Origin of the sequence: Pseudomonas sp. GM17, from assembly GCF_000282175.2 — a bacterium.
GTDB classification, from domain to species: domain Bacteria; phylum Pseudomonadota; class Gammaproteobacteria; order Pseudomonadales; family Pseudomonadaceae; genus Aquipseudomonas; species Aquipseudomonas chlororaphis.
Genome location: NZ_CP124732.1, coordinates 557,177 through 569,482, shown reverse-complemented (window position 1 = coordinate 569,482; position 12,306 = coordinate 557,177). Strand labels below are relative to the sequence as shown.

The 12,306-nt window shown below is 68.0% G+C and carries 14 protein-coding genes; all 14 read right to left on the bottom strand.

What is annotated here, in order from left to right; all coding sequences use genetic code 11:
- Positions 1-5 precede the first annotated feature (5 nt).
- The 14 genes from PMI20_RS02630 to PMI20_RS02565 are packed head-to-tail and all read right to left on the bottom strand — an operon-like array spanning position 6 to position 12,290.
- Positions 6-233 (bottom strand): recombinase-like helix-turn-helix domain-containing protein, encoded by a 228-nt coding sequence (locus PMI20_RS02630; protein ID WP_007928486.1) that lies wholly within the window; start codon positions 231-233, stop codon positions 6-8.
- Between the two features lies 1 nt (position 234).
- Positions 235-552, bottom strand: coding sequence for a hypothetical protein (locus tag PMI20_RS02625; RefSeq protein WP_007928488.1), 318 nt, complete (start codon positions 550-552; stop codon positions 235-237).
- 2 nt (positions 553-554) lie between these two features.
- On the bottom strand, positions 555-1,694 hold the full coding sequence (locus PMI20_RS02620; protein ID WP_007928490.1) for an FAD-dependent monooxygenase: 1,140 nt from the start codon (positions 1,692-1,694) through the stop codon (positions 555-557).
- Positions 1,695-1,707: 13 nt separating this feature from the next.
- Entirely contained in the window at positions 1,708-2,673 is a 966-nt protein-coding gene (locus PMI20_RS02615) for a VOC family protein (protein ID WP_007928492.1), read from the bottom strand.
- On the bottom strand, positions 2,670-4,166 hold the full coding sequence (locus tag PMI20_RS02610; RefSeq protein ID WP_007928494.1) for an aldehyde dehydrogenase: 1,497 nt from the start codon (positions 4,164-4,166) through the stop codon (positions 2,670-2,672). The genes PMI20_RS02615 and PMI20_RS02610 overlap by 4 nt, the downstream gene beginning before the upstream one ends.
- An 11-nt stretch (positions 4,167-4,177) precedes the next feature.
- Positions 4,178-4,981 (bottom strand): aspartate dehydrogenase, encoded by an 804-nt coding sequence (locus PMI20_RS02605; protein ID WP_007928496.1) that lies wholly within the window; start codon positions 4,979-4,981, stop codon positions 4,178-4,180.
- A 10-nt stretch (positions 4,982-4,991) separates the two neighbouring features.
- A complete protein-coding gene (locus PMI20_RS02600; protein WP_007928497.1) occupies positions 4,992-6,674 on the bottom strand; it encodes a thiamine pyrophosphate-binding protein in 1,683 nt (560 codons plus the stop codon).
- Positions 6,667-7,464, bottom strand: a complete 798-nt coding sequence (locus tag PMI20_RS02595) for an SDR family oxidoreductase (protein ID WP_007928501.1) — start codon at positions 7,462-7,464, stop codon at positions 6,667-6,669. The genes PMI20_RS02600 and PMI20_RS02595 overlap by 8 nt, the downstream gene beginning before the upstream one ends.
- Before the next feature lies 1 nt (position 7,465).
- The gene (locus PMI20_RS02590) at positions 7,466-8,299 is read right to left on the bottom strand and encodes an IclR family transcriptional regulator (RefSeq protein ID WP_007928502.1); all 834 of its coding nucleotides are present in this window, start codon (positions 8,297-8,299) and stop codon (positions 7,466-7,468) included.
- On the bottom strand, positions 8,296-9,174 hold the full coding sequence (locus PMI20_RS02585) for an alpha/beta fold hydrolase (protein WP_007928503.1): 879 nt from the start codon (positions 9,172-9,174) through the stop codon (positions 8,296-8,298). Before PMI20_RS02585 ends, PMI20_RS02590 begins: the two co-directional genes overlap by 4 nt.
- A 4-nt stretch (positions 9,175-9,178) precedes the next feature.
- Positions 9,179-9,718: a cupin domain-containing protein gene (locus tag PMI20_RS02580; RefSeq protein WP_007928504.1), complete on the bottom strand. Its 540-nt coding sequence runs from the start codon at positions 9,716-9,718 to the stop codon at positions 9,179-9,181.
- A 13-nt stretch (positions 9,719-9,731) separates the two neighbouring features.
- A complete protein-coding gene (locus PMI20_RS02575; RefSeq protein WP_007928505.1) occupies positions 9,732-10,496 on the bottom strand; it encodes an SDR family oxidoreductase in 765 nt (254 codons plus the stop codon).
- The gene (locus tag PMI20_RS02570) at positions 10,496-11,272 is read right to left on the bottom strand and encodes an ABC transporter permease (protein ID WP_007928506.1); all 777 of its coding nucleotides are present in this window, start codon (positions 11,270-11,272) and stop codon (positions 10,496-10,498) included. Before PMI20_RS02570 ends, PMI20_RS02575 begins: the two co-directional genes overlap by 1 nt.
- 28 nt (positions 11,273-11,300) lie before the next feature.
- On the bottom strand, positions 11,301-12,290 hold the full coding sequence (locus tag PMI20_RS02565) for an ABC transporter substrate-binding protein (RefSeq protein ID WP_007928507.1): 990 nt from the start codon (positions 12,288-12,290) through the stop codon (positions 11,301-11,303).
- Positions 12,291-12,306: the final 16 nt, after the last annotated feature.

Sequence of the window (12,306 nt, the reverse complement as noted above, 5' to 3'; positions counted from 1 at the left end):
CCGGGTCATTCGCCCAGCCGGGCCATCAGGGTTTTATAGGCATCCTCGGTCCACTCGCCGCTGGTCAGCGGGCAGGGCGGCCCGGCCAGGTTGAGGTGGGCGAGCAGCGCCGGCAGCTCGCTCACGCCATTGCCGAAAGCGCGCTCGATGGAATCGCCCAGCAGCTCTTCGAACTGGGTGTTGGGCCGCTTGCGCGCCTGATGGGGTTCGAGGAATCGTTCGTGGGTGTTCATGTCATTGACCTCCGTTGCGTACCCGTTCGCGGATCGTTTCGCGCACCGGGATAAAGTCGTATGTCGGGAAAACCTCAGTGCCGAACACGCCCCAGGCCGAGCGTTCGAGCTCGACGTTGAGGGTCGGCAGCAGGCTCGGCGGCAAGCGCAGGGTGACGATCTGGCCCAGGCCCATGGCCACGGTCCACGACACCAGCTCGACGCCTTGCGGGGGGAAGCGCTCCCACCAGTCCTGCTGCTTCATGTGGCGCTGGATGTCTTCCAGGTTCTTCGATTGGTCGTGCTTGAGCAGCACGGTCACCAGCAATGTCTCGCTCATGTTCAGGCCGCGCTGTCGGTGGGCACGGCCCAGGCGTCATAGCCGTAGACCCAGTCGGCGTTGCCGCCGTCCTTGAGCCACTGGTTGCCCCGCGAGCCGATCTGGATCTGGCTGGTGCGCGCCAGGCGCGCCTGCTGGTAGGCCTGCAAGGCCGCGGCGACCGACGCCGGGCTGTCGAGGTCGTGCAGGTAGCGGGCGAGCACCACCGCGTCCTCGATGGCCTGGCCGGCGCCCTGGGCCATGAACGGCATCATCGGGTGGCAGGCGTCGCCCAGCAGGGTGATCGCGCCCCTGGACCAGAACGGCAGCGGATCGCGTTCGTACAGCGCGGTCTTGAGCACATCGGTGCAGGCGTCGAGCAGGGCGCGGGCGTCCGGGTGGAACGCCCGGTAGTGGCTGCGCAGTTCCTCGGCGTCGCCGGCACTGGTCCAGGACTCCTCGTGCCAGCTGTCCTGGGCGGTAGTGGCGAAGATGAAGATGTCCTTACCCTGGTTCAGCGGGAAGGTGACGATCTGGCTCTGCGGGTTGGGGCCCCACCATTTGGTGAAGGCCTGGATGTTCGGCACCTGGGCCACGCGCTCGGCCGGCACCACCGCGCGGTAGGCCACCACCCCGGTGAAGCGCGGATGTTCTTCGCCGAACAGCGTGTTGCGCACCACCGAGTGGATGCCGTCGGCGCCGATCAAGACATCGCAGCGGTGCTGGCTGCCATCCTTGAAGTGCAGCGCGATGCCGTCGTCGTCTTGCATCACCCGCTCGACGCGCTTGGCGAATTGCACCTGCTCCAGCGGGAACACTTCGGCCAGGGCCGCCAGCAGGTCGGCGCGGTGGATGGTCAGTTGCGGCGCGCCGTATTTGCGCTCGGCGGCGTCGGCCATTTCCAGGCGCGAGGTTTCTTCGCCGCTGTCCCACATCCGGCTGATGCGATGGGTCGGCCGGGCGGCCGGCAGGCGCACCGCGGCACCTATGCCCAGGCCGTCCAGTGCGCGCACCGCGTTGGGCGTGAGGTTGATGTCGGCGCCGACCCGCAGGAAGGCTTTCGACTGTTCGAACACGGTGACCCGGTGGCCGGCGCGCAGGGCGATGGCGGCGGTCAGGCCGCCGATACCGGCGCCGGCGATGGCAATGTTCAGGGAAGGCATGGACGACTCCTGCTCAGGGTTTCGGTTTGTCGGTGAGGAATTTGCCTTGCGGCGCCTCGACGTTCTGCTGGCGCCGGGTATGGCCGTCGATGCCGCCGGCAATCGCCCATTCGGCGAACACCGTGGGCCCCGGTTCGAAGGTGCGTGGCTGCCATTCGCCGGTCAGTTGGTCTTCGTCGGCGTAGTACTCCACCAGCGCGCCGGCGGGGTTCTTGAAGTACCAGAAGAACGCCGAAGACACCGGGTGCCGCCCCGGGCCGATCTCGGTGGTCCAGCCGCTGCGGGAGATGTGCATGCCGCCGCCGAACACTTCGTGCACGTCGCGCACGGTGAACGCCACGTGGTTGAGCCCGGCCCGCGGCGCCGGCAGTTGCAGCATGAACAGGTCGTGGTGGCCGCCTTCCTCGGCGGTGCGCAAGAACGCCCCGCGGTCCGGGTAACGGTCCGAGGCCTGGAAGCCGAAACGCTCGTGGTAGAAGGCTTCGCAGGCGTTCACGTCCTTGACGAAAAACACCACGTGGCCGACTTCGATCGGCGTCGCGCGTTCATAGACCGGCGCCGCCTTGTTGATCCGGCCCTTGGTCTGCCAGGTGTTGTGGCCGCTGCACTCGATGTCGATCTCGCGCTTGCGGGTCACTTGCAGGCGGATCGCCAGGCCGTTGGGATCGGTGCAGCCGATGCGCCCGTCGGCCTCGACAAACCCCGGGTCATGGGCGATGCGCTGGCGGTACAGCGCCAGGTCCGCCGCACTGGCCACGCCCCAGACCACTTCGCGCACGGTGGAGCCGGCCTCGATGGCGGGCGGCAGGCCCGGCTTGTCCAGGTCGGCGAGCACCACGCGGCAGCCGTTGAGGGTTTCGAAGATCACCTCGTCGGGCTGCGCGCTGACCTGCTTGAGGCCCCAGTCGCTGAAAAACCGCACGCAGGTGTCCAGATCCTCGACGCCATAGGTGACTTCATCGATGCCTAACACGCTCATAGCGCTACCTCTCGTGGCACACCGGCCCAGGCCAGTGGCTGTTCGTTCATGCCCCAATAGAGGCTCTTCTGTTCCATGTACTGCAGGATGCCCAGGCGGCCTTTTTCGCGGCCCAGGCCGCTGTCGCGCCAGCCGCCGAAGGGCGTGGAGATCGAGAACTGCTTGTAGGTGTTGATCCACACCGTGCCGGCCTGCAGGCGCCGGCCCAGGGCCCAGGCGCGCTTGTAGTCGCGGCTCCAGATCCCGGCCGCGAGGGCGTACAGGCTGTCGTTGGCCTGCTCCAGCAGCTGCGCTTCGTCATCGAAGGGCATGGCCACCAGCACCGGGCCGAAGATTTCTTCCTGGCAGGTCTGCTGGCTGTTGCTCAGGCCTTCGAGGATGGTCGGCGGGTAGAAGTAGCCTTGATCGTAGATGCCGCCGGTTGGGCGCTGGCCGCCGAGCAGCAGGCGGCCGCCCTCGGCCAGCCCGAGGGCCACGTAGCGCTCCACCGATTCGCGATGGCCGGCGCTGATCAGCGGGCCCATCTGGGTGTTTTCGTCGGCCGGGTCGCCGACCCGCAGGTTGGCCGCGGCCGCCACCAGGCGCTGCATGAACGGCTCGTACAAGGCACGGGCGACGAACAGCCGGGAGCCGGCGATGCAGGCTTCACCCGAGGAACTGAAGATGCCGTACAGCACCCCGGCCACGGCGTGGTCGAGGTCGGCGTCGTCGAGGACGATGGTCGGCGACTTGCCGCCCAGTTCCAGGGACACCGGCATCATCTTGTCGGCGGCGATATGGGCGATGTGCTTGCCGGTGCGGGTGCCGCCGGTGAACGACACGCGCTTGACCAGCGGATGCCGGGTCAGGGCGTCGCCGAGCAGCGAACCCTTGCCGGGCAGCACGCTGACCAGGCCCTTGGGCAGGCCGGCTTCTTCGCACAGGCGGGCCAGGCGCAGGGCCAGCAGCGGGGTGATTTCCGCCGGCTTGATCACCACCGCGTTGCCCGCCGCCAGGGCCGGCGCGACCTTCTGCGCCTCGCTGGCGATCGGCGAGTTCCACGGGGTGATCGCGGCGACCACGCCCATTGGCTCATACACGCTCATGCTGACGAAATCGCCGCGCGACGGGGTGATGGTTTCTTCCAGGGTTTCGCAGGCCGCGGCGAAGAACTGGAAGGTGCCGGCGGCGCTGGCCACCAGGGCGCGGGTCTCGTTGATCGGCTTGCCGTTGTCCTGGCGCTGCAATTGCGCAAGCTCTTCGCCGCGCTCACGGATCAGTTCGGCGATGCGGTACAGCACGCCGGCCCGCTCGTGGGGTTTGCGCTGGGCCCAGCCGCTGTGCAGGAACGCCTGGTGCGCGCCCTGGATGGCGTCTTCGACATCCTGCAGATCGGCGGCGTTGAGCCAGGCCACGGCTTCGCCGGTGGCCGGGTAGCGGCTGGCGTAACGCTCGCCGCGGCCCAGGCGCCACTCGCCGGCGATGCAGATCGGTAAAGTCTGTTCGAGGGTCATCGACCGGCTCCTTAAATGGATATCGCGTGGGCGTGGTTGCCCAGGGCGCGGACCACGCTGTACACGGTCAGCGCCGAAGTCTTGGGGTTGGCCAGCAGCGGCTTGCCGCGCAAGCTCAACTCGAAACCGCCGAAGGCGCCCCGGGCTTCGAAGTGGTGGACGTTTTCCTCGCTGTGGGGGTCGGCGATCAGCGTCACCTGGGTGCGATCCAGGCCCAGCCCGGCCAGCGACAGGGTGGCGGCGACGTTGGCGTTCTTCGGGTACAGCCGCGCCGCTTCGCGGGCGCTGCCCTGGAAGATCACCGTGGCCTCGCTGATGCTGTCGAGGTCGCAGGCCTGCTCGCCGGGGGTGTTCTTCCAGGCGCGGGCCGGCTTGCGCCCGGTGTAGTTGACCGAGTCCAGCCCGCCGACCTTGGCCGCCGACAGCGCATCGATGCCGCCGATGGCGCCGGGCAGCAGTTCGATGCGGGTCTGGCCGCGTTCGGCGGCGGCTTCCAGGCGCTCCACCAGGCCGACTTCGGACAGCGCGCCGACCGAGACGATCAGGCAGGCGATGCCGCGCTCCAGGGCCGGCAGCACGTGCTCTTCAATGGCCCGGTGGCCGGCGCATTCCACCAGCAGGTCCGGACGGGCGTCGGCCGGCAGCGCGGTGAGTACCTGCGGCGGCTGCTTGAAGCTGGCCAGGCGCTGGCGCACCAGGGCTTCGGAACCCTGGGAGGCGATGACGTAGTCCACGCACAACTGCGGGTCCTGCTCCAGCAGTTCGAGCACGCCGACGCCAATGGCGCCGCAGCCGATCATGGTGATATGCAACATGGCGCGATCCTCAGGCGGTGGCCTTCTGGGCTTTGGTTTCGCTGTTGGGCGGGCCGGCGAACTGGGTGGCGAAGTTGCCGACGCTGAGCATGTCGACTTCCAGCAGGAACGGGCCGGGCTGGCTCAGGGCGCTGTCCACCACCTTGCCGAAGTCCTTGAGGTCGGTGACCAGGCCGTGGCGCAGCCCCAGGGACTCGGCGAGCTTGGTGTAGTCCGGGGTGTGCAGGTCGACGTAGCAATGGCGGCTGCCGTAGACCGCGTCCTGGATATTGCGGATCACCCCGTAGCGCTGGTCGTTCATCAGCAGGATCACCAGGTTGGCGCGCTCCTGGACCAGGGTCGCCAGCTCACCGAGGTTGAGGATGAAACCGCCGTCGCCGGCCAGGGCGAAGACCTTGCGCCCGGGCGCGGTTTCGGCGGCGGCCACAGCCGCGCCGATGCCCATCGCCAGGCCCTGGCCGATGCCGCCACCGAGGGCGTGGACCCCGGCGCGCGGATGGTAGAGGGTCAGCAGGCGGTTGCCCCAGATGCTGTTGGACAGGGTCACGTCGCGCACCCAGGAGAAGTTGCGGCCGGTGCTGGCCTGCAACTGCTCGACCATCGCCGAGTACGGCCCCAGGTCGGCCACCAGCTGGCTGCGCGATTGCTCGCGGACCGCCTTGAGTTCGGCGAGGAAGTCCGGGTCGGTCTGCAGGCGGCCTTCGAGGCGGTCGGCCAGGCCCTCCAGGGCCAGCGCGGCGTCGCCGCAGATAAACAGTTCGCTGGCGTAGCTGCGGCCTTCGATGGCCGGGTTGGCGTCGATGCGCAGGGTGTTCTGCGGCAGCTTCAGGGCGTACTTGAAGGTCTCGTTGCTGCGCAGCCGCGAGCCGGCGATCAGCAGCGCGTCGCAGGTTTGCAGGAACTGCTCGACCCGCTTGTTCTGCGAGAAGGCCCCGAGGCAACGCTCGTCGTCTTCGTTGACCACGCCGCGGCCCTGGGTCGAGGTGATGACGCCCACGCCCATGGCCAGCAGGCGCTTGACCTGCGCCCCGGCATGCCGGGCGCCACCGCCGAGCCAGAGCAGCGGACGCTTGGCCCCGGCCAGGCGTTCGGCGACCAGGTCGAGGGCTTCCGGCGCCGGCACCGCGACCGGGATCGGCAACGGCGACAGGTCGGTGGGCATCGGGATAAAGGTCGACTGGATATCGATCGGGATTTCCACGCTCACCGGCCCGGTCGGCGCGGTCAGGGCGGTCTGCACCGCCAGCTTCAGGGTGCTGATGGCGGTCTCGACGCTGCGCACGCGGAACGCCGCCTTGGACACCGCCTTGAGCATGTTCAACTGGTCGCGGGCTTCGTGGATGTAGGCCAGTTCCTGGTCGAGGTACGGCGTTTCGATCTGCCCGGTGATGTGCAGCAGCGGCGTGCCGGCGGTCTGCGCTTCGACCATGGCGCCGGCGGCGTTGCCGGCCGCGGTGCCGGTGGAGGTCAGGCACACGCCGAGGCCGCCGGTGGTGCGGGCGTAGGCGTCGGCCATGTTGGCGGCGCCGGCTTCGCCGCGGGCCATGACGAAGCGGATATTGCCGCGCACGGCAAAGGCATCGAGGATCGGCATGTTGTGGATCGAGATCACGCCGAACGCGGCCTTGACCTCGCATTGTTCGAGAAAGGCGGTGATGGCAGCGCCCACGGTGACAGTGTTTTCGTTACGCATGGCGGGACAGGCCTCCGGATACATCGATATGGCTGCCTGTGGTGTAAGCCGACAGAGGCGAGGCCAGGAACAGGATCGCGCGGGCCGCTTCCAGCGGCAGGCCCAGGCGCCCCAAGGGAATGTGTTTGCGTTGCGCCAGCTGGGCGGTCCATTGCGCCCAGTCGAGGTCGCGTTCTTCGCGGGCCTCGAAGCGCCGGCGCCATTGCCCGGACTCCACCAGGCCAATGAGAATGCCGTTGACCCGGATGCCCTGCGGGGCGAATTCGGTGGCCATCGAGCGCACCAGGTTCATCACCCCGGCGCGGGCGGCCGAGGTGGCGACCATGTGCGGTTCCGGCTGGCAGGCCAGCAGCGAGTTGACGCAGACGATGGCGGCCTCGCGCTGGCTTTCCAGCTGGGCCTTGAAGGCGCGGACCGGGTTGATCACCGAGAAGAACTTCAGGTTCAGCTCTTCGCTCCAGGCGGCGTCGCTGGTGTCGGCGAAGGTCGAGACCCGGCCTTGCCCGGCGTTGTTGATCAGCACGCTGGCCTCGCCGAGCGCGGCCTGGCTGGCATGGGCGAAGGCGCTGACCGATTCGGCGTCGAGCACGTTGCACACCTGGGCCAGCATCCGGGCCTGGGGGAAGCGCTGGCGCAGGCCGGCTTCGGCGCTGTGCAGGCGCTCGCCGTCGCGTCCGCAGAAGGCCACGGCGGCGCCGGCTTCCAGCAGCAGCTCGACGCAGGCCAGGCCGATGCCCGAGGAGCCGCCGGTGACGATCGCGGTGCGACCTTGCAGTTGATAAAGGCTCATCTCAATCCCTCATCAAGGCGGTCACGCGCTGTTGCCCGTCGTGGGCCACGCCGTTGTAGTTGAGCAGGCGTGACAGCTCGTCGGCGCTGCGGCGGACCTGCGACAGCAGTTCCTCGAAATTGACGTGGCCGATCTGCGTGGTGGGGATGGTCACGCCCAGCGCCGCGGCGATGCGCCCGCTCTGGTCGCGCACTGGCGCGGCCACCGTGGAGATCGCCGATTCGAAGAAACCTTCGCCGCTGATAAAGCCGCGCTGGCGGTCGGCCTGGACCATGTCGAACAGCTCCAGCACGGTTTTCGGCGTGCTATGGGAGTACTGCTCCAGATGCTCTTCGGGGTACAGCTCGCGCAGTTCGGCCAGGGACAGGTCTTCCAGGAGGATGCGCCCCAGCACCGTGGCGTGGGCCGGCAGGCGGGTGCCGACGTTGACCGCGTTGGAGAACACCGAGGGCGGCGAGACCTTGGCCACGTAGACGATCGAGCGGCCGTCGCGCACCACCAGGTTGCTCGGGTAGTTGAGGCGGTCGCACAGGCGCGCCAGCAGCGGCTGGCCGAGCTCGGTCAGCTCCAGCGACGCCAGGTATTCGAAGCCCAGGCGCAGCACCGACATGCCGAGGCGGTATTCGTTGCCGCTGCGGGTGACGAAACCCATGGTTTCCAGGGTGGTGAGCAGGCGGAAGATGGTCGAGCGCGGCAGGGCCAGGCGGCGGGCCAGTTCCGGCGCGGTCAGGGTGCGGTTGCGCCGGCTGAACTCGCAGAGCAGCAACAGGCCACGCTCCAGGCCCGGCACTATGTATTTGTCCTGAGCGTCCTTCAGCGGATCGGAGTCGTTCATAGGGTTCTACCTGTCAGGGATTCTTTGATGGCAAAGGCCAGGCGGCCCGCGACCACCAGCGGTTGTTCGATGGGGCTGGCGTGGCCCGCGTCGGCGATCAGGTTGAAGCTGGCGCCCAGCGCCTTGGCCAGGGTCAGGCAGGTCTCGGCCGGGGTGATGCGGTCGGCTTCGCCGCAATGCACTTCGCAGGGCATGCCGGGTTGGCCGTGGCGCAGCAGGTCGTCGCCGCACAGCAGCTCGATGGCCTGGCGATAACCCGCGGGGTTGAGCCGCGCCATGTTCCAGCGCACCCAGGCCAGGGCCTGCGGCGCGGCGTTGGGCGAGAGCATGTGGGCACTGCGTTGTTCGGCCAGGCCGGCGATCCCCAGATGCTCCAGGTTCTCCAGGCGCTGGCGGCGCACCTGCTGGCGCTGCTCGCCGCGTTCCGGGGCGCCATAACCCCGGGCCGGGCTGATCAGTAGCAGGCGACTCACCCGGCTCGCCTGTGAACTGCGAGCGAAGGCCAGGGCCGGCAGCGCGCCGAGGGAATGCCCCACCAGCACGCATTCCTCGACGTCCAGGGCATCGAGCATCTGCACCAGGCGGGCGGCGTAGTGCTCGGCCTTGGGCGCGGGGGATTCCAGGGGGCTGGAATCGCCGTAGCCGGGCGCGTCCCAGGCGATGACCCGGGCCTGGGGCGCCAGTTGTCGGGCCACCTGCAGCCAGGACGCCGCCCCGGAACCGATGCCGTGCAGCAGCACGATCGCCGGGCCCGCGCCGCATTCGCGCAGGGCCTGCCGGCCGCCGGCCACGGGCACCAGGCGCTGGGCAAAGTCGCGGGCCAGTCGGGCCTGGAGGTCCGCCGTCGATACGGGTTGAGAGAGGCCTGGCAACATGGGCTTATCCGCGCTTGATCGAGGCCAGAGGGTGCTCTGGCGGATAGGTCGGGGTGATCGGCTTTTTCGCGCCGAGCATCACGCACATCAGCGCGTCTTCGTCGCCGATGTTGATCTCTTCGCGGTACACGCCCGGCGGCACGGAAATCACGTCGCGGTCGGTGAGGATGGTCTCGAAGCGCTCGCCGTCCTTTTCCAGCACCACCTTGAGCTTGCCGCGCAGCACGAAAAACACTTCCTCGACGTCGATGTGCAGGTGCGGCGGGCCTTCGTGGCCGGCCGGGATGACCATGGTGGAAAAGGTGAAGTGCTCCGACGCAATGGTGTTCATGTCACTGCTGACACCAGTGCCGCCGGTGCCGATGTAGCGCATTTGCGCGCGGCGGAATTTCGGGTCGTAGTCGGCCTGGAACTTCAGCGCGTCCCAGTCGTACTTGCGTGTCTGGTAGCGGGCGATCCGCGTGTTCATCCAGCTTTCCAGGCTGGCGCCGGCAGGGCGGTCCCAGCTTTTCGGGGTGGCGTTTTGGGCAGATAGATCGGTCATGACAGTCTCCAGATCAAGGCATGACGAACCCGCCGTTGACCGGCAGGGTTTGTCCAGTGATGAAGCGGGCAAGGTCGGACAGCGCGAACAGCACGGCGCCGCTGACGTCTTCGGGCAGTTGCGGGCGCTGGATGGCCCGCTGGTCGTTGTACAAACGGTGGCGTGCCTCGGGCACGTAGGCGGTGGCCTCCACCAGCACCAGGCCGGGGGCGATGGCGTTGACCGTGATGTTGTCGGCGCCCAGCTCGCGGGCCAGGCTGCGGGTCATGGCGATGATCGCGCCCTTGCTGGCGACGTAGGCCAGCAGGTTCGGCGCGCCCCACAGCGGGGTGTCGGAGGCCAGGTTGACGATGGCGCCGTGGCCGCTGGCGCGCAGGGCCGGCAGGCAGGCGGTGGTCATCAGCCAGGTGCCGCGCACGTTGACCTGCATCACCTGGTCCCAGGTGTCGATGCTCAGCTCTTCGCAGCCTTTGCCGCCGGAGTTGGTGATCGAGGCGTTGTTCACCAGGCCGTCGAGGCCGCCGAGCAGGTTTAGGGTGGCGGCGATGCAGGCGTCGATGGAGGCCGGTTGGGCCAGGTCCAGGGTCACGGCCTGGACGTCCAGGCCCTGGGCCCGCAGTTCGCTGGCGGCTTGCTGCACGCGCTCTTGCAGCACGTCGGCGATCACCACCCGGGCACCGGCCCGGCCGATGGCCTGGGCGAAGGCGTAGCCCAGGCCACGGGCGCCGCCGGTGACCAGCACCCGGCGCCCTTCAAGCAGAAGATTCTGGCTGTTCATTATTGGGTGCTCAGCATGGCTTTGGGCATGTAGTGCAGGACGCGTTTTTCCGCCCAGACCACGGCGCCGTAGGCGATCACCCCGATCAGGGTGAGCATGACAATGGCGACGAACACCCCGGCGGTGTTGCCCTGGCCCTCGGCGTCCACCAGCAAGAAGCCCAGGCCCTGGTTGCCGCCGACCAGCTCGCCGACGGTGACGCCGATCACCGCCAGGGTCGAGGCGATGCGCAGGCCGGAGAACAGCGCGGCCATGGCCGAGGGGAACTCCACCAGGCGGAAGATCTGCCAGCGGCTGGCGTTCATGGTGCGCACCAGGTTGATCATGTCCGGATCGACGGTGCGGATCGCCGAGAGCACGTTGATCATCACCGGGAAGAACACGATCAGGATGGCGATCAGGATCTTCGGGTAGATGGTGTAGCCCAGCCACATCACGAACAGCGGCGCGAAGGCGACTTTCGGGGCGATCTGCAAGGCCAGGATGTAGGGCGACAACATGGCTTCGGCGGCGGGCGACAGGCCCAGGGACACGCCGATCACCACTCCCAGCAGGGCGCCGAGGCCGAAGCCGACGATGATCTCCAGCGCGGTGATCAGGGTGTGTTGCAGCAGGCCGCCGCTGTGCCACATCACCAGGCTTTCCTGGGCCACGCGGCTCAGTTGCGGCATGACGAATTCGGGCATGCCGAGCAGGCCCGGGCCCCATTGCCAGAGCACCAGGAACAGGACCAGCAGCGCGGCGCTGCCGAGCATGGAGTTATTCAGGCTTTTCATCGTGTGCGTACCTTGTTGTCCCGGTGGCTCATTGCGCGGCGACCGGGCTGTCGACGAATTGGTTGGTGAACAGGTCCTCGAGCTTGGGCTCCTGGCTGACGATGCCTTCGCTGACGTATAACTGGCGGACCTTGTCCAGGCGCTGCGGATCGATGTGGCCGAGCACGCGCTGGTTGGCGTAGACATGCTCGACGTAGAGCTTGAAAACCTTCTCCAGCGAGTCTTCCTTGCCGGCGTAGGCCGGCACGGCCTTGGCGAAGGTCACGGCGGCGGCGCGCGGGTCCTGGATAATGTCGCGCATGCCTTGCAGGGTGGCCTGGACCACGCCGCGCACGACCTTGGGCTGGTTCTTGATGGCGTCGTCGGAGGCGAGGATCGCCTGGGCCATGCTTTCGAAAATCTGCGCCTGGGGAATCAGCTTGATCCGCACCCCGGCCTCTTCGGCGTTGACCACCCAGTCCGGCACGCCCGCCATGGCCTGGGCCTTGTCGGCCGAGAACAGCTGCCAGACCCCGGCCGGCCCGGCGGCCTGGATATTCACGTCGGTCTTGCTCAGGCCGGCTTTGCGCAGCGAGGCGAGCAGGGCGTAGTAGGTGGTGTCGGAGTAGGACATCACCGTCATGGTCTTGCCCTTGAGGTCGGTGATGGACTCGATATTTTCCTTGGCGTTGGTGGCGATCATGGTCACCCCGCCGGAGCCCAGCACCGCCACGGCGCGCACCGGAATACCATTGGCCCGGACCACGATCGGCGTGTCGCCGATGGCGCCGCCGAGCAAGGCATTACCGGCACCGATCTGCTTGGCCACGTCGACCCCGCCCTTGGCGGCGATAAAGGTCAGGTTGAGGTCCTGGTCGGCGTAGTAACCCTTCTCCTTGGCGATGATCCAGGGCGCGAAGGCCGGCGAGTTGGGCGGTGCCGGCAGCAGGTAGGTGACGTCGGTCCGGGCCTGGGCCGTGCAGGCCAGGCCGAGGCCCAGGCTGAATGCACAAAGACGTTGAAACAGAGACTTGAGCATGGGGACTCCTGAATCG

Bases quoted from the DNA above. Each gene is read 5' to 3' on its own strand.
- PMI20_RS02630 (WP_007928486.1), bottom strand. From the start codon at position 233: ATGAACACCCACGAACGATTCCTCGAACCCCATCAGGCGCGCAAGCGG.
- PMI20_RS02570 (WP_007928506.1), bottom strand. From the start codon at position 11,272: ATGAAAAGCCTGAATAACTCCATGCTCGGCAGCGCCGCGCTGCTGGTC.
- PMI20_RS02615 (WP_007928492.1), bottom strand. From the start codon at position 2,673: ATGAGCGTGTTAGGCATCGATGAAGTCACCTATGGCGTCGAGGATCTG.
- PMI20_RS02610 (WP_007928494.1), bottom strand. From the start codon at position 4,166: ATGACCCTCGAACAGACTTTACCGATCTGCATCGCCGGCGAGTGGCGC.
- PMI20_RS02575 (WP_007928505.1), bottom strand. From the start codon at position 10,496: ATGAACAGCCAGAATCTTCTGCTTGAAGGGCGCCGGGTGCTGGTCACC.
- PMI20_RS02605 (WP_007928496.1), bottom strand. From the start codon at position 4,981: ATGTTGCATATCACCATGATCGGCTGCGGCGCCATTGGCGTCGGCGTG.
- PMI20_RS02620 (WP_007928490.1), bottom strand. From the start codon at position 1,694: ATGCCTTCCCTGAACATTGCCATCGCCGGCGCCGGTATCGGCGGCCTG.
- PMI20_RS02585 (WP_007928503.1), bottom strand. From the start codon at position 9,174: ATGTTGCCAGGCCTCTCTCAACCCGTATCGACGGCGGACCTCCAGGCC.
- PMI20_RS02625 (WP_007928488.1), bottom strand. From the start codon at position 552: ATGAGCGAGACATTGCTGGTGACCGTGCTGCTCAAGCACGACCAATCG.
- PMI20_RS02595 (WP_007928501.1), bottom strand. From the start codon at position 7,464: ATGAGCCTTTATCAACTGCAAGGTCGCACCGCGATCGTCACCGGCGGC.
- PMI20_RS02580 (WP_007928504.1), bottom strand. From the start codon at position 9,718: ATGACCGATCTATCTGCCCAAAACGCCACCCCGAAAAGCTGGGACCGC.
- PMI20_RS02565 (WP_007928507.1), bottom strand. From the start codon at position 12,290: ATGCTCAAGTCTCTGTTTCAACGTCTTTGTGCATTCAGCCTGGGCCTC.
- PMI20_RS02600 (WP_007928497.1), bottom strand. From the start codon at position 6,674: ATGCGTAACGAAAACACTGTCACCGTGGGCGCTGCCATCACCGCCTTT.
- PMI20_RS02590 (WP_007928502.1), bottom strand. From the start codon at position 8,299: ATGAACGACTCCGATCCGCTGAAGGACGCTCAGGACAAATACATAGTG.